Source organism: Roseibium sp. MMSF_3544, assembly GCF_030732845.1.
Classification (GTDB): domain Bacteria; phylum Pseudomonadota; class Alphaproteobacteria; order Rhizobiales; family Stappiaceae; genus Roseibium.
Genome location: NZ_JASHKA010000024.1, coordinates 1 through 19,455, shown reverse-complemented (window position 1 = coordinate 19,455; position 19,455 = coordinate 1). Strand labels below are relative to the sequence as shown.

Annotated in this window: 17 protein-coding genes; 16 read left to right on the top strand and 1 reads right to left on the bottom strand. The window is 59.1% G+C overall.

Translation table 11 applies throughout. From position 1 onward, the window contains the following. Window positions 1-128 precede the first annotated feature (128 nt). The 4 genes from RBB47_RS25320 to RBB47_RS25305 are packed head-to-tail and all read left to right on the top strand — an operon-like array spanning window position 129 to window position 4,998. Complete coding sequence (locus tag RBB47_RS25320) at window positions 129-1,130, top strand: Gfo/Idh/MocA family protein (protein ID WP_305988691.1); 1,002 nt, start codon at window positions 129-131, stop codon at window positions 1,128-1,130. A 3-nt stretch (window positions 1,131-1,133) separates the two neighbouring features. Then, window positions 1,134-2,708 (top strand): acyl CoA:acetate/3-ketoacid CoA transferase, encoded by a 1,575-nt coding sequence (locus RBB47_RS25315; RefSeq protein WP_305988690.1) that lies wholly within the window; start codon window positions 1,134-1,136, stop codon window positions 2,706-2,708. Beyond that, on the top strand, window positions 2,705-3,472 hold the full coding sequence (locus tag RBB47_RS25310; RefSeq protein WP_305988689.1) for an enoyl-CoA hydratase/isomerase family protein: 768 nt from the start codon (window positions 2,705-2,707) through the stop codon (window positions 3,470-3,472). Before RBB47_RS25315 ends, RBB47_RS25310 begins: the two co-directional genes overlap by 4 nt. 2 nt (window positions 3,473-3,474) lie before the next feature. Next, window positions 3,475-4,998, top strand: a complete 1,524-nt coding sequence (locus RBB47_RS25305) for an aldehyde dehydrogenase family protein (RefSeq protein ID WP_305988688.1) — start codon at window positions 3,475-3,477, stop codon at window positions 4,996-4,998. A 5-nt stretch (window positions 4,999-5,003) separates the two neighbouring features. Here RBB47_RS25305 and RBB47_RS25300 read toward each other — a convergent pair whose 3' ends face one another. Then, window positions 5,004-6,053, bottom strand: a complete 1,050-nt coding sequence (locus tag RBB47_RS25300) for a LacI family DNA-binding transcriptional regulator (protein WP_305988687.1) — start codon at window positions 6,051-6,053, stop codon at window positions 5,004-5,006. A gap of 274 nt (window positions 6,054-6,327) precedes the next feature. Between RBB47_RS25300 and RBB47_RS25295 the strand changes: the two genes are divergently transcribed. From RBB47_RS25295 to RBB47_RS25240, 12 genes are all read left to right on the top strand, one after another. Further along, the gene (locus RBB47_RS25295) at window positions 6,328-7,572 is read left to right on the top strand and encodes an ABC transporter substrate-binding protein (RefSeq protein WP_371932855.1); all 1,245 of its coding nucleotides are present in this window, start codon (window positions 6,328-6,330) and stop codon (window positions 7,570-7,572) included. 55 nt (window positions 7,573-7,627) lie between these two features. After that, window positions 7,628-8,533 (top strand): carbohydrate ABC transporter permease, encoded by a 906-nt coding sequence (locus RBB47_RS25290; RefSeq protein ID WP_305988686.1) that lies wholly within the window; start codon window positions 7,628-7,630, stop codon window positions 8,531-8,533. Further along, window positions 8,533-9,405, top strand: a complete 873-nt coding sequence (locus RBB47_RS25285) for a carbohydrate ABC transporter permease (RefSeq protein WP_305988685.1) — start codon at window positions 8,533-8,535, stop codon at window positions 9,403-9,405. The genes RBB47_RS25290 and RBB47_RS25285 overlap by 1 nt, the downstream gene beginning before the upstream one ends. 4 nt (window positions 9,406-9,409) lie before the next feature. Beyond that, window positions 9,410-10,519, top strand: a complete 1,110-nt coding sequence (locus RBB47_RS25280) for an ABC transporter ATP-binding protein (protein ID WP_305988684.1) — start codon at window positions 9,410-9,412, stop codon at window positions 10,517-10,519. A gap of 3 nt (window positions 10,520-10,522) precedes the next feature. Then, window positions 10,523-12,007, top strand: a complete 1,485-nt coding sequence (locus RBB47_RS25275) for a GMC oxidoreductase (RefSeq protein WP_305988683.1) — start codon at window positions 10,523-10,525, stop codon at window positions 12,005-12,007. Further along, window positions 12,004-12,762: a 3-ketoacyl-ACP reductase gene (locus tag RBB47_RS25270; RefSeq protein ID WP_305988682.1), complete on the top strand. Its 759-nt coding sequence runs from the start codon at window positions 12,004-12,006 to the stop codon at window positions 12,760-12,762. Before RBB47_RS25275 ends, RBB47_RS25270 begins: the two co-directional genes overlap by 4 nt. 9 nt (window positions 12,763-12,771) lie before the next feature. After that, window positions 12,772-14,364, top strand: a complete 1,593-nt coding sequence (locus tag RBB47_RS25265) for a GMC family oxidoreductase (RefSeq protein ID WP_305988681.1) — start codon at window positions 12,772-12,774, stop codon at window positions 14,362-14,364. Beyond that, entirely contained in the window at window positions 14,361-14,675 is a 315-nt protein-coding gene (locus RBB47_RS25260; RefSeq protein ID WP_305988680.1) for a Dabb family protein, read from the top strand. Before RBB47_RS25265 ends, RBB47_RS25260 begins: the two co-directional genes overlap by 4 nt. Before the next feature lie 21 nt (window positions 14,676-14,696). Beyond that, entirely contained in the window at window positions 14,697-15,866 is a 1,170-nt protein-coding gene (locus RBB47_RS25255) for a dihydrodipicolinate synthase family protein (RefSeq protein WP_305988752.1), read from the top strand. 19 nt (window positions 15,867-15,885) lie between these two features. Next, the gene (locus RBB47_RS25250) at window positions 15,886-16,893 is read left to right on the top strand and encodes a LacI family DNA-binding transcriptional regulator (RefSeq protein ID WP_305988679.1); all 1,008 of its coding nucleotides are present in this window, start codon (window positions 15,886-15,888) and stop codon (window positions 16,891-16,893) included. Continuing rightward, entirely contained in the window at window positions 16,890-17,504 is a 615-nt protein-coding gene (locus RBB47_RS25245; protein WP_305988678.1) for an HAD family phosphatase, read from the top strand. Before RBB47_RS25250 ends, RBB47_RS25245 begins: the two co-directional genes overlap by 4 nt. Before the next feature lie 274 nt (window positions 17,505-17,778). Further along, the gene (locus RBB47_RS25240) at window positions 17,779-19,257 is read left to right on the top strand and encodes a peroxidase family protein (RefSeq protein WP_305988677.1); all 1,479 of its coding nucleotides are present in this window, start codon (window positions 17,779-17,781) and stop codon (window positions 19,255-19,257) included. Window positions 19,258-19,455 lie beyond the last annotated feature (198 nt).

The following is a 19,455-nucleotide window of genomic DNA, read 5'->3' as shown; positions in this document are numbered from 1 at the left end:
GCTTCTTCAAGTTTGAAAAGAACGAATTCTCATTTTTTCCGCTCAGGTGACTTGACATTTTGGAACGTTCCAAGTTTTTATACGATCAAATTGGAACGTTCCAAAAAAGAATCTTACGGGAGGATTGAATGCGTTGGGCCCTGATCGGTGCGAGCCGTATTGCGTCTGGTTATGTAATTGATGCGATCCGCACGCAGGATGGTGCGGAAATTCAGTCGGTACTGAGTTCCAATGCAGAGCGCGGTGCAGCCTTTGCGAAGGACAACGCCATTCCCGAAAGCTTTACGGATCTGGACGCACAGCTCGCTGACGACACTGTCGATGCTGTCTACATCTCCACCACCAACGAAAAACACCATCCCCAGGCGATGGCTGCAATCGCGGCAGGCAAGCACGTTCTTTGCGAAAAACCCCTGGCCATGAACCTTGCCGATGCGGTCGAGATGGTTCAGGCCGCGCGCGAGAAGGGCGTTGTCTTTGCCACAAACCATCATTTGCGCAATGCCGGCTCGCATCTTGCCATCCGGGACCTGATCGCATCAGGCCGGATCGGCAAAGTGCTGAGTGCACGCGTTTTTCATGCGGTCCATCTGCCGGCACACTTGCAGGGTTGGCGGATCAACGATGCCGCAGCGGGCGGTGGCGTCATTCCGGACATTACCGTTCACGATGCAGACACGGTCCGCTTTCATCTGGCGGAAGACCCGATCGACGTTGTTGCAAAATCCGGAACATCCGGAATGGGCGAAGGCGTTGAAGACAGCGTCATGTCAGTCTGGTCGATGCCCTCCGGCGCGATGGTCCAGACCCATGAAAGCTTCACCCACGGCTTTGCCGGTACGGGGATCGAGTTCCACGGGACAAAAGGATCCATTTTCGCACGCAATGTCATGACCCAGGAGCCGGTCGGCGAAATCAGGCTCGTTGACGCGTCTGGCGAAACACAGATCCCGTTTGAAACCCACAATCTTTACCATCGTGCGCTTGGCCTCTTTACCGGCGCTGTTCGCGGCACCGGAAACCCGTCTGCCGATGGTGTCGACGGCATCAAGTCGCTGGCTGTTGCGCACGCGGTCCGCGAAGCAGCCCAATCCGGCTCGACAGCTCGCGTCGACTACGGGGGATTCTGATCCATGTCTTCCAAGATCGTCTCTGCAGACGAAGCCGCTGCACGCATTGCTGATGGCGCCGTCGTCACCGTTTCCTCTTCCTCCGGCCTCGGGTGCCCTGACAAGATCCTTGAAGCCATTGGTGACAGGTTCGACAAGGAAGGGCACCCGAGGAACCTTACGACGCTGCATCCGATTGCCGCCGGCGACATGTACGGCATCAAAGGAATCGACCACATTGCCAAGGACGGGCTTTTGTCGACGATCATCGCGGGATCTTACCCGTCCGGCCCGTCGTCCTTGCCGATGCCGGAAATCTGGCAGATGCTGGTCGACAACCGGGTTGCTGCCTACAACGTTCCGTCCGGCATCCTGTTCGACATGCACCGCGATGTCGCCGCAAGGCGTCCGGGTGTGATGACCAAGGTCGGACTGGACACGTTTGTCGATCCCATCAGACAGGGGTGCGCGATGAACGATGTGGCGGCGGAAAAGCCGATTGTTGCCAGGATTGAGCTGGGCGGTGAAACCTGGCTGCATTTCCCGAACATCGTCCCCGACATTGCCATCATCCGCGCCACCACTGCAGACGAACGCGGCAACCTGACCTATGAGCATGAGGGCGCCTATCTCGGTGGGCTGGAGCAGGCCATTGCCGTTCGCAACCACGGCGGCATCGTCATCGCACAGGTAAAACGCGTGACAGCTTCGGGCTCGCTGCGTCCGCATGATGTTCGTGTTCCGAGCCATCTTGTCGATCTGATCGTCATCGATCCCGACCAGCGCCAGACAACCGAAACGGACTACGATCCGGCCATTTCAGGCGAGATCATGCGCCCCTGGTCAAGTTTCACGCTTGCCGAACATGGCATCGAGAAGGTTGTCGCCCGGCGGGCCGCAATGGAACTGAGCGCCGGTCAGACCGCCAATCTCGGTTTCGGCATTTCTGCCATGGTACCGCGCGTTCTTCTGGAAGCCGGCCAGGAACAGGCTGTGACCTGGGCGATCGAACAAGGCGCCACCGGTGGCATGCCGCTGACCGGTTTTGCCTTCGGTTGTGCCTCCAACGCAGATGCGTTCATGCCCTCCCCTCAGCAATTCACTTATTTCCAGGGCGGCGGCTTTGACGTCTCGTTCCTGTCTTTCCTGGAGATTGATCTTGAGGGCAATGTCAACGTCTCCAAACTTGGCAAGAAGCCCTACCTCACGGCCGGATGCGGCGGCTTCGTCGACATCACTGCAAGTGCCCGGAAGATCGTTTTCTCGGGCCTTTTCGAAGCTGGAGCCGACCTGTCGCTGACCGACGACGCGCTGACCGTCAACACCCCGGGCAAGTTCACCAAGATGGTAGACGAAGTCGAGCACGTCACCTTCTCCGGAAAACGTGCCCGCGAGCTCGGTCAGGAAGTCCTTTACGTCACCGAGCGCTGCGTAATTCAGCTCACCGAAAGCGGATTGCTGGCGACTGAAATCATGCCGGGCATCGACCCGCAGAAAGACATTGTCGACGCCTCAAAGGGCCGCGTTCACCTCGCCAACGATCTCATGGAAATGCCGGTTGCGCTGCTGCGCACCGAAGCGATGGAGCTGCGTCTGTGAGCGGCCTTCACCTCATACGGCACGGTGCTATCGCCGAACTGCGTCTCGACAACCCGGCGAAGCTGAATGCCTTTACGCTCGACATGCTGAACGCGGTCGAACCCCATTGTGCGGAGATCGAACGCGACCCGGGCATCAGCGCCGTTGTCATCAGCGCAGAGGAAAGCAAGGCCTTTTGCGCCGGTGCGGACATTATCGCCTGGTCCGAGCTGGAGCCCTGGGACTTCGCGCGCCACTGGGTTCGCGAAGGTCATCGCATCTTCGACCGCGTCGCGCGCCTGTCCAAGCCGACGGTGGCAGCCATCGGCGGTCATGCCTTCGGCGGCGGCCTGGAATTTGCCGCGACGGCAGACATCCGGGTTATGGCACCGAACGCCACGTTGGCCCTCCCGGAAGCCGGCGTCGGCATCGTGCCCGGATGGTCTGGCACACAACGCCTCATCCGCCTTATCGGCGAGCCGATGGTGAAGGAAATGGCCCTGTTCGGACGCAGGATCACCGCGGACCGCGCCCATGCCGCAGGGTTTGCCGCAGAGATTTCCGATGATCCGAGAAGCAAGGCTTTCGAACTCGCCGAAGGCCTCTCCGGCAAGTCGCCCTGCTCTGTCGAAGTTGCCAAATACATGATCCACGCCGCGGTCGGTGAAGACCGAAATGCCATGGTCGAAGCACTCGGCGCCGGCATGATCGGACAGACAGAAGACCGCATCGAGGGCGTCACCGCCTTTCGCGAAAAGCGCAAACCGAATTTTCCCGGAAAATAGTCATGAGTGAACTGAACGTCGTTTCCATCAGCGAAGCCCAAATTCCGGCTGACCCGTTTGTTGCCAGACACCTGATCGACGGGTCCTGGCGGGGCAGCGCCGACGGGGCCACATTCGACAGGGTATCCCCGTCGCATGGCTCCGTCGTCACCGTCGCAAGCCGCGGCGGCGCGCAGGATGTGGACGACGCGATTTCAGCCGCAAGGCTTGCCTTTGACAAAGGCCGCTGGTCCAAGATGACCGGCAAGGACAGGGCAACGCTTCTGCTCAAAGTCGCCGATCTGATCGATCGGGACCGGGCCCGCATTGCCTTTCACGAGACGCTCGAATCCGGCAAACCGATCAGTCAGGCAAAGGCCGAAATCGAAGGTGCTGCCGATATCTGGCGCTACGCTGCCTCTCTTGCCCGCACGCTTCACGGCGAAAGCTACAATTCGCTCGGACACGAATTCCTCGGCATGGTGTTGAAGGAGCCGATCGGTGTCGTTTCCATCATCACGCCCTGGAACTTCCCCTTCCTGATCGTGTCGCAAAAGCTCCCATTCGCGCTCGCGGCAGGGTGCACGGCGGTGGTCAAACCGTCGGAAATGACGCCGACGACAACGGTCATCCTGGGCGAACTTCTTCTTGAGGCCGGTATTCCGGCAGGCGTCGTCAACATTGTCCTGGGCTTCGGCGACCCGGTCGGCACAGCAATGACGGCAGACCGGCGCGTCGACATGGTGACTTTCACCGGCTCCACCGGCGTCGGCAAGGCCATCGTCAAAGCTGCTTCCGGAACGCTGAAAAAGGTTTCGCTCGAACTTGGCGGCAAGAACCCGCAGGTGATCTTTCCAGATGCCGATCTCGACAGCGCCGTCGATGCGGTCGTTTTTGGCGTCTACTTCAATGCCGGCGAATGCTGCAATTCCGGCTCCAGGATTATCGTTCACGAAGATATTGCCAGGGACTTTGTCGCCCGCACCGTTGCTCTGTCGCGCAAGGTGCCGTTCGGCGACCCGCTGGATCCGTCAACCAAGGTCGGCGCAATCATCACGCCGGACCACCAGGCGAAGATCAACAGCTACGTTCAGGATGCCAAGGCCTCCGGGGCCGAGGTGCCGATTGGTGGCGATGCCCTGGACGTTCCCGGACTGAACGGCCAGTTCTATCAGCCGACAGTGGTCACCAATGTCCGCAGCGATATGCCGATTGCCCGCGAAGAAGTCTTCGGACCGGTTCTATCGGTGCTGACCTTCCGGACGCTTGATGAGGCCATCGATCTGGTCAACGACGCGGACTATGGTTTGTCAGCCGGTGTCTGGAGCGAAAACGTACACACCTGTCTGGAGTTCGCCCGCCGCGCACAGGCAGGCACGGTCTGGACCAACACCTGGATGGACGGCTTTGCCGAGATGCCATTTGGCGGGGTCAAGGAAAGTGGTCAGGGACGCGAACTCGGCAAACACGGCTTGGACGAGTTCCTGGAAGCCAAGACCGTGACGATGCGGGTTGGCCGCACGCGCGCACCCTGGGTGGACGCATGACGGTATCACCCGGAAATCGAGAACGGCCCTTCAGGCTGGAGGAGGATCTGCAGATCTTCCACGGGCGCGCCGGATATCCTGCCGAGGAGCACCTTCGCCATGGCGCGTCCGGTGGCACGAAGGTTCTCGTCGATCGTCTCGATTCTGGGTCGGAAATGGTTGGAAATCGGCGAAGCGCGCTTGGCGAGAACGTCCACTTCCTGCCCCTGTGTCAGCCCAATGTCGTTCAAACAGGCAAGCGTGATCAACGCGCTAACCTCGCCGACACAGACATAACTGTCGGGCGCGTTCGCACCGGCATGCAGGTCACGCAGCATTTCGGCGATTTCGTCCGGTTCGCTGTCGAGATCGACGCTTTCTGGGATCGTCAGACGCACACCGTGCTTCGTGACAGCCTGCCGGGCACCAAAACGCAAGTGCTGGCCAAAGGTGTATTTTTCGTTCGGCATCACGATGCAGACGTGGCTTCGACCCTTTTCGACGAGCCGTTCAATCGCCAGGCGCACGAAGGCCTCGTTGTCGAAATCGACGAAGGGATGCGGCGTCATGAAATCGGTGCGACCGTGGGTGACGAACGGAAAGTCGTGCTCGAGAAGGTAGCGCGCCCGGTCGTCAAAACACTCCGTCCGCGTGAAGACAATCGCATCGGCCAGCGAGTGCCGGCGGATGTTGCGGATGGCCTCAAGGCGGTCCTCCCTGAGACTGTCGGCCGTGATGTTGATGGCGTATCCGGTACCGGCGAGCCCTTCATACATGCCGCCGAGAAACTCGGAGGTGAAGCTCAAAAACTCGTGACGCGGATTGAGCATGAGGTTGATGACCTTGGTCCGGCCGGTCCGCAATCTCTGGGCAGCGCGGTTGGGTACGTATCCCAGCCGGTCGGCAATTTCGCCAATTCGTTTTCGTGTGCTTTCCGCAATTCTGGGATCGTCGGCGAGCGCACGCGACACCGTCGTCACCGCGACGCCAGCCTCGGCGGCAACCGTGCGCAAGGTCGGGCGCACCATCGCGTCGCCGGCGCTTTCGTCTCTGGTATCCAAGGTCTTTCGCGACATGCCCGCTCCCCTCAACCGAAGGCTTGTAGCTTAACTAGCCCTACAAGTCTAATCAGGGAATTTAAATCGTTGCAACAAAGAAAGATGCTGCATCGCAAAATGCGCGAAATCAATATAAGCCAATGCAAAAAAAGGGATAATTTATTCCTAAAACAAAAAAATTAATTTGTTGACAGGAACATGGTTTGCAACGTTACAATAGACGTTGCGTGACGACCGGGCTGCCGACATGAGGCGCCCATGACGACGACAGGCGCGCTAAGGGAGGAAATCCATGCGTAAGATTGTAATGATGACGGCTGCTGCTGCCCTGATGGCTGCAAGCACGAGCGTAAAGGCAGAAGACGTTGAGGTTCTGCACTGGTGGACATCGGGCGGCGAAGCAGCTGCTCTGAACGTCCTGAAGGATGACCTGGAAGGTCAGGGCATCGGCTGGCAGGACATGCCGGTTGCAGGTGGCGGCGGCTCTGAAGCCATGACCGTTCTGCGTGCCCGCGTGACTTCCGGCAATCCGCCGACCGCCGTCCAGATGCTCGGCTTCGACATTCTCGACTGGGCCAATGAAGGCGCACTCGCCGACCTCAACATCCAGGCCGGTCTGGAAGGCTGGGACGAAGTTGTTCCGGAAGCCCTGCAGCAGTTTGCCAAGCATGACGGCAAGTGGGTCTCCGCACCGGTGAACGTCCACTCCACCAACTGGGTTTGGGCCAACAAGGCTGTCCTCGATGAACTTGGCATCGCGGTTCCGACCAACTGGGACGAGTTCGTTGCAGCCCTTGAAAAAGTCAAGGCATCCGGCAAGACCGCCATCGCGCACGGTGGACAGGCCTGGCAGGACGCAACCGTGTTCGATGCTGTCGCCATGTCGACCGGCGGACCCGAGTTCTACAAGAAAGCCTTTATCGATCTCGATGAAGACACTCTCAGCTCCGACACGATGAAGGAAACCTTCGACCGGATGGCTGTGATCCGCTCCTATGTGGATGACAACTTCTCGGGCCGCGACTGGAACCTGGCGACCGCCATGGTGATCAACGGCGACGCCGCTTTCCAGATGATGGGTGACTGGGCGAAGGGTGAATTCCTCAACGCCGGCAAAGTGCCGGACACCGACTTCCTGTGTTTCCGTTTCCCCGGTACCCAGGACCAGGTGACCTTCAACGCCGACCAGTTCGCGATGTTCGCGCAGGGTCCGGAAGTCGGCAAGGAACAGGCTGCCCTGGCAACCGCTATCCTGTCGCCGAGCTTCCAGTCCGCGTTCAACGTGGTCAAGGGCTCTGTTCCGGCACGGACCGACGTCTCCGACGAAGCCTTCGATGCCTGCGGCAAGAAAGGCATGGCGGATCTGAAAAAGGCTGCCGACAGTGGCAACCTCTACGGCTCCATGGCACACGGCCACGCCAACCCGGCCGCCGTCAAGAACGCCATGTATGACGTTATCACGGCGCATTTCAACGGCGAGTATGACAGCGCCACTGCTGTCGACGAACTCGTGACCGCCGTTCAAATCAACAAATAAATACCCTACGGAAAGCGGTGATGCCTCACCGCTTTCCGACAACCGGGGGCCTGAGATGTCTATTTCTGAAACGTCGAACCCGCGCGGTTCCGGTGTTGACAGACTGCGTGACGCTTTACCCAAAATCGTGTTGAGCCCAACGGTCGCCATTGTGGCAATCTTCGTTTACGGGTTCATCCTTTTCACGCTCTACCTGTCTTTCACCGACAGCCGGATCCTGCCCACTTTCGGCTGGGTTGGCTGGCAGAACTACGAGAACCTGTTCCGTATCCGGGCCTGGGATACAGCGGTTTCCAACCTCGTTATCTTCGGTGTTCTTTACATCGTCATCTGCTGCGCCCTGGGACTGCTCCTGGCCATTCTTCTGGATCAACGCATCCGTGCCGAAGGCTTTATCCGGACGGTCTACCTCTATCCGATGGCGCTCAGCTTCATCGTCACCGGCGTCGCCTGGAAATGGTTCCTGGATCCCGGCATCGGCATCGAAGCTGTTGTTCGCGGCTGGGGCTGGACAACCTTCGAATTCAACTGGATCAAGGACAGCGACATGGCGATCTACACGATTGTCATCGCAGCGGTCTGGCAAACATCCGGTTTCGTGATGGCCATGTTCCTGGCGGGTCTTCGCGGGATCGACAGCGAAATGATGAAGGCCGCCCAGATCGACGGCGCATCGACCTTCGCTCTCTACCGCAGGATCGTTATCCCGCAGCTTCGTCCGGCCTTCATGTCCGCTTTCGTGGTGCTCGCCCACATGGCGATCAAGTCCTATGACCTTGTCATCGCCCTGACCGGCGGCGGCCCGGGCCGTGCGACCGAATTGCCGGCGACCTTCATGTATTCCTACACATTCACGCGCAACCAGATGGGAATTGGTGCCGCGTCTGCCGTGATCATGCTGATGACCATTGCAGCGATCATCGTTCCCTATCTCTGGTCTGAACTGAGGGAGAAGAAGTGATGGCCGCCGCTCCCGCAAAAAGCAGCGTCAACTGGGCACGCATCATTCTCTATGTGCTCCTCGTTTTCTTCTGCATCTACTATCTGCTGCCGCTTTACGTGATGGTGGTCAATTCGCTGAAGCCGCTGTCCGAGATCACGGCCGGTGGCATGATGGCCCTGCCGCAGGAATGGACGATCGCGCCCTGGCTCAGCGCCTGGTCGAGTGCACAGGTCGGTGTCGAGGCGACGGGCCTTCGCCCCTATTTCCTCAACTCGATCCTGATGGTGGTTCCGGCTGTCGCCCTGTCGACACTTGTCGGCGCCCTCAACGGCTATGTCCTGACCAAATGGGCGTTTCGCGGCTCGACCATCGTCTTCGGTCTGCTGCTGTTCGGCTGTTTCATTCCGTTCCAGATGGTTCTGATTCCGATGGCGCGGATGCTGGGTCTGATGGGTCTCGCCGGGTCTGTCCCGGGCCTGATCTTCGTGCACTTCGTCTACGGTATCGGGTTCTCGACACTCTATTTCCGCAACTACTACGCGGCTTTCCCGACCGAACTCGTGCGCGCGGCACAGATCGACGGCGCCGGCTTTTTCCGGATCTTCTGGCGCATCCTGCTGCCGTCTTCCGGTCCGATCGCCGTCGTCTGCATTATCTGGCAGTTCACCAACATCTGGAACGACTTCCTGTTCGGCGCCTCCTTCTCGGACTTCGACAGTCAGCCGATGACCGTTGCGCTGAACAACCTGGTGCAGTCCTCCACCGGCGTGAAGGAATACAACGTCCATTTCGCAGGCGCGATCATGGCAGCGCTGCCAACTCTCCTCGTCTACATCGTCGCGGGCCGGTACTTCGTCCGCGGCCTGATGGCCGGCTCAGTTAAAGGATAAGACAATGGGCTTTCTAGACATCAAGCAGGCGACCAAGTCCTACGGAGCTGTTCAGGTCCTGCACGAAACCGACATCTCCATTGAGGAAGGCGAATTCCTCGTCCTCGTCGGCCCCTCGGGCTGTGGCAAGTCCACCTTGCTCAACATGATCGCCGGTCTGGAGGACATCACCTCCGGTGAAATCGCGATCCGGGGCAACAGCATGAATGGGGTCAAGCCGGCAGACCGGAACATCGCCATGGTGTTTCAGTCCTATGCGCTCTATCCGAACATGACGGTGAGCGGGAACATCTCCTTCGGCATGGAAATGCACGGCATTGAAAAGTCGGAGCGTGCAAAGCGGATTGCCCAGGTTTCCGATCTCCTGCAGATCAACCATCTGCTCGATCGCAAGCCCGGCCAGCTTTCCGGCGGTCAGCGCCAGCGTGTTGCAATGGGCCGCGCGCTTGTGCGCGAGCCGGACGTCTTCCTGTTCGACGAGCCGCTTTCCAACCTCGACGCCAAACTTCGTGTCGACATGCGCACCGAGATCAAGAAGTTGCACCAGAAGCTGGGCACGACAATCGTTTACGTCACCCACGACCAGATTGAGGCACTGACGCTTTCCACCCGCATTGCCGTGATGTTCGGCGGCTACGTGCAGCAGCTCGGAACGCCGAAGGAAATCTACGACAATCCCGCGAACATGTTCGTCGCCGGGTTCATGGGATCACCCTCGATGAACCTCTTCCCGGCAAAGGTCGTCTCCGAGAACGGGCAGCCTGCGGCGGAAGTCGATTTGGCTGACGGCCGCAAGGCCACCATTCCGTTCGCCAAGGAGTCCCTGGCCTCAAGCGTCGGACGGGACATCATTCTCGGCATCAGGCCCGAAGCGATCACCGACCGGGACGGAGCGGACAGGAACTCCCAGGCGGTTCACGTCGTTGAGGCACCCGTCGAGGTGACCGAACCGGCCGGCTCCGACACATTCGTCGTCAGCCAGATCGGCGGCAAGGACGTGACGGGACGGTTCCGTGCCGATGTTGCTGTCAATGCGGGCGAGACCTTCCCGTTTGCCTTCAACATGGAAAAGGCCGTCGCTTTCGACCCGCAGAGCGAGAACAGGATCGACTAAGACATGACGTCTGCGCCGGACATCGTCATCGTTGGCAGCGGGATGGGCGGCGCGACACTAGCCGCCGGTCTTGCGCCGACCGGTGCGAAGATCACGATCCTGGAGCGTGGCCGGCAGATCCCGGATGATGCGCCGGCACGCGATCCCTGGCGTATTTACACCAACAGCGCTTTCCGTTCGCAGGAAACCTGGCTCGATGAGAAGGGCAACGCCTTCGAGCCGGGCAACTACTACAATGTCGGCGGAAACTCCAAGCTCTACGGCGCTGTGCTGATACGCTATCGCGCGGAAGACTTCGAAGAGATGGAGCACTTCGAAGGCGTCTCGCCTGCCTGGCCGTTCGCATATGATGAACTGGCGCCCTGGTACGAAGCAGCCGAGACCCTCTATCAGGTCCGGGGCGACGCCTCATTGGACGGCACTGAACCGCCTCATGAAGGTCCCTATCCGTTTCCGCCCGTGCCGGACGAAGCGGCGATCAGGACGGCCCGGAAGAGGCTTGTCGAGGCAGGCGTCAAACCCTTCAGCTTGCCCCTCGGCGTCGACATCGACAGATGGTTGTCGGCGGGACAAACAGGCTGGGATGGCTATCCCGATCTCAGATGTGGCAAGATGGACGCCGAAACATGCGGCCTTGCTGCCGCGCTTTCCCACGGCAATGTCGACCTCATCACCGGCGCCGAGGTGACCAGCCTCACGGCTGATCCGAAAACCGGCAAGATCGATGCCGTGACCTACGTGAAGGATGGCACGGAAACGAAACTCACCCCCGGAACGGTTGCCTTGTGCGCCGGCGCCGTTCAATCGGCCGTCCTGTTGCTCAAGTCCTCTCTCGCCAACAGTTCGGACCATGTCGGCCGCTGCTTCATGAACCACAACGCGACTGCAATGATTGCCATCGATCCACGGTTCAGGAACGATGCGGTTTATCAGAAGACCTTTGGCATCAACGACTGGTATCTTTCGGCCGAAGACGGTGGCAAACCTCTTGGCAATGTCCAGCTTCTGGGCCGCGTGACGCCTGATATCCTGAAGATTCAGGTTCCGCAGCTTCCCGGCTTCGCCGCCAAATGGATATCTGGACACGCGCTCGATCTTTACCTGATCTCCGAGGACCTGCCCGACCCGGAAAGCCGTGTTGTCTTGAAGGACGGCAAGATCCAGCTCATCTGGCGCCGCTCCAACATGCGCGCGCACACCGAACTGGTGGCAAAAACCAGGTCGACACTGCGCAAGGCTGGTTTTCCGATTGTTCTCTCGCGTCTGTTCGATGGCAGGGTGCCCTCTCATCAATGCGGCACCGTACGCATGGGCGCGGATTCAAAAACCAGCGTTCTCGATCCTCAGTGCCGGTCCTGGGACCATCCCAATCTTTATGTAACTGATGCTGGCGCTCTGCCCACCTCTGCCGCGGTCAACCCCGCGCTCACGGTCGCAGCTCTCTCCTTGAGAGCTGCCGAGACGATCAAGCAGGAGCTGGCGGCATGAGAAAAGTGGCACTCGTGACCGGCGGCCAGAGAGGCATCGGGCTCGGCATTTCCGAAGCGCTGATCGCGGCAGGATACAAGGTCGCCATTCTGGCCCAATGCGGGTCCGACGAACCGGAAGTCACGAGCGCGCTCGACCGGCTTGGGCCCGACGCCTCCTTCTTTTCACACGATCTTCTGAACGTCGATGGACATGCAACGATTGCCGACGAAATCGAGCGCCAATTGGGGCCGGTGACAACATTCGTGTCGAACGCCGGTGTGCCCGCCAGAGCGCGCGGCGACATGCTTGATCTTCAGCCGGAGAATTTCGACTTCACCATGGGCGTCAATCTCCGGGGTGCATTTTTCTTCGCTCAGGAAATCGCACGGCGCATGCTTGGGCAATCCGGTGAAATCTACCGGTCGATGACGTTCGTGACATCGGTCAGCGCGGCCATGGTTTCAATCGAGCGGGCGGAATACTGCCTGTCGAAAGCCGGTGCCTCAATGATGGCCGAACTCTTTGCCGTCCGGCTTGCGCCTCATGGAATCGGTGTCTTTGAAATCCGCCCGGGCATCATCGAGACCGCCATGACGGCCGGTGTAAAGGACAAATACACAGCGCGGATCGAGGGCGGCCTGGTGCCGTCTGCGCGCTGGGGACAGCCGGCGGACATCGCATCGGCGATCCTTCCGATTGCAGAGGGTCAAATGGCCTACGCCACAGGTACCGTCATCAATGTGGATGGCGGACTTTCCATCCCACGCCTTTGAGAGACCGATATGGAAAAAGGCTACGATTTTATCATCATCGGAGGAGGCAGCGCCGGTTCGGTGCTCGCGGCCCGGCTGAGTGAGAACTCCGACATCAATGTCCTGCTGCTGGAAGCGGGCGGTCGCGACTGGCACCCGTTCTACCATGTCCCGGCAGGCTTTGCGAAAATGACCAAGGGCATCGGGTCCTGGGGTTGGCACACGGTTCCACAAAGAAACATGAAGGACCGCGTGTTCCGCTATACCCAGGCCAAGGTGATCGGCGGCGGATCCGCCATCAACGCGCAGATCTATACCCGCGGCAACGCACTCGATTATGACGAATGGCGCCAAATGGGCTGCGAGGGCTGGGGCTACGAGGATATCCTGCCCTATTACCGCAAGGCCGAGGACAACGACACTTACGACAATAAGTATCACGGCAAGGGCGGCCCCCTCGGCGTCTCAAAACCGCGTGCTCCGCTACCGATATGCGATGCTTATTTCGAAGCGGCTGCAGAGCTCGGCATCCCGAAGAACGAGGACGTCACCGGCGAAAAACAGGATGGCGTCGCCTACTACCAGTTGACCCAGAGGAATGCCCGTCGCTCGTCGGCAGCCATGGCCTATCTCGCACCCAACAGCCATCGCAAGAACCTCCACATCAAGACCGGCGTCCAGGTGCGCCGCATCATCGTTGAAAACGGCGTTGCCAAGGGTGTCGAGTTGGTTGACGGAACACGTCTGACCGCCTCCGTCGAAGTCATTCTTTCCTCCGGCTCCATCGGATCGCCAAGGCTGTTGCAGCTTTCCGGCATCGGTCCGGCCGATCATCTCAAGGGACTGGGCATCGACATTGTCTACGACCAGCCTGAAGTTGGGTCGAACCTGCAGGATCATCTTGATCTTTATTGTATCTGCGAGGTCAGCGGCCCCTACACCTACGACCGCTATGCCAAGCTGCACTGGTCGGCGCTGGCGGGGCTGCAATATCTCTTCACCAAGCGTGGCCCGGTCTCTTCCAGTCTCTTTGAGACCGGGGGGTTCTGGTATGCCAACCCGGAAGCCAGATCACCGGATCTGCAATTCCACTTGGGCCTCGGCACAGGCATTGAATCGGGTGTCGCGGCGATGCCGGACGGCGGTGTAACGCTGAATTCGTGTTACCTCAGGCCGCGCTCGCGCGGAAGCGTCCGCCTGCAAAGCAACAATCCGAACGATGCTCCGCTCATCGACCCGAATTACCTGGACGATCCCCAGGACCGGGAGATGTCGATACGTGGCCTGAAGCTGACCCAGGAAATTCTCGCCCAGGGCCCGCTCAAGAAATTCATCAAGGCGGAGCGGCTTCCGGGGCCCGACGTCAAGACCGACAACGACTACTTCAACTTCATCTGCGAGCACTCCAAGACGTCGCATCACCCTGCCGGCACCTGCCGCATGGGCTCCGACGACAAGGCGGTGCTCGACCCGAGGCTTCGTTTCAACGGACTGGAGCGCCTGCGCGTCATCGACGCATCGGTGATGCCGACCGTCGTTTCCTCCAATACCAACGCGGCTGCGATCATGATCGGCGAAAAAGGTGCTGACATGATCCGCCAGGACCATGGTGACCTTTCATGATCAGACACATCGTGCTTATCAAGTTTCAGCCCGGCGTCACGGAAGACAAGATCTCCGGCCTGTTTGAGGAACTGCGCGCAATCAGAAACCACGTATCCGGCATTCTGGACATTGTCTCGGGCCGCAGCGAAAGCCCGGAGAAAATCGAACGGGGTTACATGCACGGGTTCGTCGTCGATTTTGAGGACTGGGATGCGCTCGAGCGCTACCAGACCCATCCCGATCACAAGGCGCTCGGCGCAAAGCTCGTCGCAAATGCGGTCGGAGGGCTCGACGGCATCCTGGTTCTGGACATCCCTGTCGCGGCATGACTGGCAGCTAATTCTTTGGAGATCCCAATGCTCACCCTACCAACCCTGGACGGCACGCTTGAGACCTATCGGCTGACCGGTGAACCTCTCGTCCCGCGTGCACCGCGCGTGCCCCTTACCCGCATCGCCTTTGCGGCAGCCCACGTCGTTTCCGCACCTTTGCAGGAACGGGATCCGTGGCTCGGCTCACCCGCGGTTGACTGGGAAAACTCCCTTCGGTTCCGCAACTGGCTTTGGGATCAGGGGCTCGGCCTTGCCGAAGCAATGGACACCGCCCAACGTGGCATGGGTGTCGACTGGCCGACGGCAAAGGAATTGATCGAACGCACCATGCGCGATGCCAGGGCGCATCCGTTGAAGCCTCGCGTTGCCTGCGGTGCCGGGACCGACCAGAAACAGATCGGCTCCTTCAAGAATGCCGACGACATTCTCGCCGCCTACACCGAACAGGTCGAGGCGATTGAGGCAGCCGGTGGACAGGTTATCCTGATGGCCTCCCGTGCGTTTCCGGCAATCGGCGCCAAAGCGGACGACTATGAAGCCGTCTACGGAAAGCTCCTCGATCAGGCGACGGAACCGGTGGTTCTGCACTGGCTTGGGGATATGTTCGACCCCCATCTGAAGGGCTATTGGGGCTCCGAGGACGTCGACACCGCCATGGACACCGTTCTTAAGATCATCGGCGCAAACACCGGCAAGGTCGACGGTATCAAGATCTCGCTCCTCGAAAAGTCCTATGAAGAAGAATTGCGCAGCCGTCTTCCAGAGGGCGTTCTTCTCTACACCGGTGACGACTTCAACTACGCGGAACTGATTGAAGGCGATGGCGAACACTACTCGCACGCCCTGCTCGGTGCCTTTGCCGCGATTGCACCGGCAGCAAGCCAGGCACTGGAAGCCTTGGCGGAAAACGATCGCGAAACCTACCATGGCCTGCTCGGCCCGACGGTTCCGCTCAGCCGTGAAATCTTCAAGGCTCCGACCCAGTTCTACAAGGCGGGTATCGCTTTCCTTGCCTGGCTGAATGACGCCCAAAGCCATTTCATCATGCCGGGAGGATTCCAGTCCTCGCGAGAAATCACACACTATGCGCAAGTTTTCCGGCTTGCGGATCAGTCGCGTTTGTTGTCAAAGCCTGACGTTGCCGTCGATCGGATGAAACTCCTGTTGAAACTTCACGGCGTGGACTGAGTTGGCCGGGCGAAGGTGAATGAAGAAAAGACCGACAATTCTGGATGTTGCGGACAAGGCCGGCGTGTCGAAATCGACCGTCTCGCTGGTTCTGCAAAATTCGCCGTCGGTCAAGCAGACGACACGTGAGGACGTCAATCGGGCAATCAACGATCTGGGTTATGTCTATAACCGCTCAGCCGCGGGTCTTCGGGGCGCCGCCTCCGGGCTGATCGGGCTGATCATCAACGATCTGCGAAACCCGTTCTTTACAGAGTTTGCAGCAAGCGCACAGATGGAGTTTGCCCGCAAAGGCTATTCGACCGTCATTGCCAACACGGATGAAGACCCGGACATACAGGCGCAGGTGATCGGATCAATGATCGAGCACGGAGTGTCCGCCTTCGTGATCTCGCCCGCCTATGGCGGCTGCGATTCCGATTTCGACCGGATCGAGCGGGCCGGCATTCCGACGATGCAGGTCCTGAGACAAATCGACCAAAGAACAGATCTCTTTCCCTTCGCCTCGCACAATTACACCGCCGGAGGTGAACTTGCGGCCCGTCACCTGCTGGACATCGGCTGCCGGAAGATCGCCTTTGTCGGCGGTTTGAAGGACCGGCCGATCACCCGTGAGCGCATGTCCGGCTACAGCGCGGTCATGGAGACCAGCGGGCTGCCGGCGCAGACATTCCACGGCAGACCGTCCCGAGCGTTCGGCCGCGAGCTGGCACTTCGCATCGCAGCCGAATATCCAGACATCGAAGCGGCGATCTGCTTCAGTGACCTCGTCGCACTTGGAATGATCTCCGGGTTCGCGGAAGCAGGTGTCGAAGTCGGCAAAGACGTCAGGCTCGTCGGCTTCGATGATATTGAGGAAAGCTCGCTGGTCTATCCGCGGCTGACCTCCGTCAGGTGCGATACCCAGCTCTTCGGCCAAAGCGCGGCGCAGGCCATGCTCGCCTGGATCGTGGACGGCGAACGCCCTCCGGACGTCAGGTACCATGACGTTCACCTGATCGAACGCCAGTCGAGCGTTGGTGCATGAACGCATTCGTCGACGCAAGTGATCTGGAGACAGTTCTCCACCAGGCCAAAGCGCTCATTTTCGATTGCGACGGCACACTGGTCAAAACCCCGTGTCTTTATGCGACCGGCTGGAAAGCGGCCTTCCGCAAGGCTGGTCTCGACATGGAGCCCGCCTGGTATCGGCAGCGGGAAGGCTTGTCGGAACATATCCTGATGGATGAATTCGAGGCCGAACACGGCGTGATCCTGGATCGCCCTCAAACCGTCAAGGCTCTTCGCAATTCACTCTTGGAGAACATCGGCACCTTGCGCGAGATCGAAGAGGTCACCGCGATCGCGCGTGCCTATAAGGGGTCCGTGCCCATGGCGGTTGCGTCCGGCGGTTCGCGGCAGATTGTGCGCGCATCATTGGAGGCGACAGGCCTGCTGACACTGTTCGACACGGTCGTCACGATAGATGATGTTTCTCACCCAAAACCGGCACCAGATCTCTTTCAGGAGGCCGCGCACCGGCTCGGTGTAACAGGTGAGGCCTGTCTTGTGTTTGAAGACAGTCCCCAAGGCCATCAGGCTGCAGCAGCTGCGGGCATGAAGTCGATCGATGTCATGCAGATACGACGGCTCCGCTAACTTCGCCGGTGCGCTGCGCCCACGCGCTGACACATTCCGTAAATTTTTTTGACGTTGTCGATTACCCGCACGCCGCTGTTTTTTGTCAATTTTCCATCTCTAAACTTCTGATGAGAAAGTAAAAAATGTCATCTTCATTCAGAAGTTGCATTCTGACGTGCATGACTTCGGGTAACTTATTAGAATTAAACCGCTTCTTTACTGACACAAATCGGTCAAAAAGTGAGCGCAATCTCTGATTTGTAAATTGATTTATGCATTTTTGGAGACATTCATGACCAGAATACACCACGGGCTCACCCGACTCGACCGTTTTACGAAAGCTTGTCTTGATCACCAGGCGCTGAACGATTCCAAGGCAACTTCGGTATTGCCGCAGTTCTTCGGTCGCCTTGCGCCTGCCAATCCCCTGCAATGGAGTGGAAGCAAGGAGGAATTGGTCGCGATCTTTGAGTCTCTCGTAGATGATATGCTGGAGACGGACATTGTTGAGGGTCCGGCAGACGCGGGCATGACCTTTTTCGGTCAGTTCGTCGACCACGATGTGACCTTCGATGCATCGTCTGCGATCGGAACCGTGGCGGACCCACGCGGCATTCGCAACATCCGCACGCCCAACCTTGATCTCGACTGTGTCTATGGAGATGGCCCTGAGGCGAGTCCTCACCTATACACCTCCGTGGACGGACACGAAGGCTTTCTTCTTTTCGGCCGGGAAGACAGCCCACTCGATCTGGCGCGCAATTGCAAGGGCACCGCACTGATCGGCGACCCTCGCAATGACGAGAACATTTTCGTCAGCCAGCTCCAGGGCATCTTCATCTGCGCGCACAACATCCTGTTGAACGAGGTGATCAACGGCACGCCGCTGGGTCAAACCGTGAAGACCAAGGCCATGGAGGGCACGGAAGCAGATGTCTGGAGTGCCCAGATCCTTCCGCCCATGTCGGACTTCCAGATCGTGCGGCGCTTCATGCGACTGCATTATCAGTTCATCACGATGACCGATTTCATGCCTCAGATGGTCGTGCCTGAGATCGTCAGCGCCTGCATGGAGTCAGAGCCCTTCGGGTCCCATGCCGCTCTCATGCCGGTCGAGTTTTCCGGCGCTGTTTATCGGTTTGGGCACGCAACGGCGCAGGATGCCTATAGCTTGAAGGTCGGAGGGCCAAGCCAGACCTTCTTTGAAAAGCCCGGGTTCGAAGCACGCGGACCGGAGCATGATATCGAGATGGCCGCCTTGTTTGGCCCCAGCGCACAAAAAGCGCGGCCGGTTGGTACCACCGTTGCAGCTTCCCTGTTTGAACTGCCTTTCGTTCAACATGGCTTCACGCTGTCGGACGGAACTGAGGTCAGCAAGCAACAGGCTCGGAAACTGCCTTTGCGCAATATCCTTCGTGACCGTTTCACGCTGCATATCAGCAACGGACAACGACTAGCAGGATTGCTGGGCTTCGACACGGTTCCCGTGCCGCAAAAGCTTGCCGATCACCACATTTCCAAAACGCCGCTTTGGTTCTATGCCCTGCAAGAAGCCGATGCCGCAAACGGGAAACTCGACAAGGTTGGCGGTACAGTTGTGGCGTCGGTCATGGCACGTCTTTTGAGACTGGACCCGACAAGCTATGTCCACATCAAGGGATTCCGGCCGCTGCCGGATTTCGCAACGATGGCGAACCTGACACAGTTTGTCGAAGCACATCGCGACGGTCTGCCACAACGCACATCGCTCTGGTGTGGACCTTCCGCCTAAAACCTGCATGCCTCAATTCACCAGACCCTGAATTGCTGGCAGGCAAAAACAAGAACGCCCCGCCTTTTTGGCGGGGCGTTCCGATTTTCAAAGATGCACCACACGAGGGTGCGGGCCTCTTTACCCAGCTGCTTTGACGGCGCGTTTGGCCATGACGGTGACGAGGTTTGCGCGGTAGGCGGCCGATCCGTGGATATC

Bases quoted from the DNA above. Each gene is read 5' to 3' on its own strand.
- RBB47_RS25320 (WP_305988691.1), top strand. From the start codon at position 129: ATGCGTTGGGCCCTGATCGGTGCGAGCCGTATTGCGTCTGGTTATGTA.
- RBB47_RS25315 (WP_305988690.1), top strand. From the start codon at position 1,134: ATGTCTTCCAAGATCGTCTCTGCAGACGAAGCCGCTGCACGCATTGCT.
- RBB47_RS25305 (WP_305988688.1), top strand. From the start codon at position 3,475: ATGAGTGAACTGAACGTCGTTTCCATCAGCGAAGCCCAAATTCCGGCT.
- RBB47_RS25300 (WP_305988687.1), bottom strand. From the start codon at position 6,053: ATGTCGCGAAAGACCTTGGATACCAGAGACGAAAGCGCCGGCGACGCG.
- RBB47_RS25295 (WP_371932855.1), top strand. From the start codon at position 6,328: ATGCGTAAGATTGTAATGATGACGGCTGCTGCTGCCCTGATGGCTGCA.
- RBB47_RS25290 (WP_305988686.1), top strand. From the start codon at position 7,628: ATGTCTATTTCTGAAACGTCGAACCCGCGCGGTTCCGGTGTTGACAGA.
- RBB47_RS25285 (WP_305988685.1), top strand. From the start codon at position 8,533: ATGGCCGCCGCTCCCGCAAAAAGCAGCGTCAACTGGGCACGCATCATT.
- RBB47_RS25280 (WP_305988684.1), top strand. From the start codon at position 9,410: ATGGGCTTTCTAGACATCAAGCAGGCGACCAAGTCCTACGGAGCTGTT.
- RBB47_RS25275 (WP_305988683.1), top strand. From the start codon at position 10,523: ATGACGTCTGCGCCGGACATCGTCATCGTTGGCAGCGGGATGGGCGGC.
- RBB47_RS25270 (WP_305988682.1), top strand. From the start codon at position 12,004: ATGAGAAAAGTGGCACTCGTGACCGGCGGCCAGAGAGGCATCGGGCTC.
- RBB47_RS25265 (WP_305988681.1), top strand. From the start codon at position 12,772: ATGGAAAAAGGCTACGATTTTATCATCATCGGAGGAGGCAGCGCCGGT.
- RBB47_RS25260 (WP_305988680.1), top strand. From the start codon at position 14,361: ATGATCAGACACATCGTGCTTATCAAGTTTCAGCCCGGCGTCACGGAA.
- RBB47_RS25250 (WP_305988679.1), top strand. From the start codon at position 15,886: ATGAAGAAAAGACCGACAATTCTGGATGTTGCGGACAAGGCCGGCGTG.
- RBB47_RS25245 (WP_305988678.1), top strand. From the start codon at position 16,890: ATGAACGCATTCGTCGACGCAAGTGATCTGGAGACAGTTCTCCACCAG.
- RBB47_RS25240 (WP_305988677.1), top strand. From the start codon at position 17,779: ATGACCAGAATACACCACGGGCTCACCCGACTCGACCGTTTTACGAAA.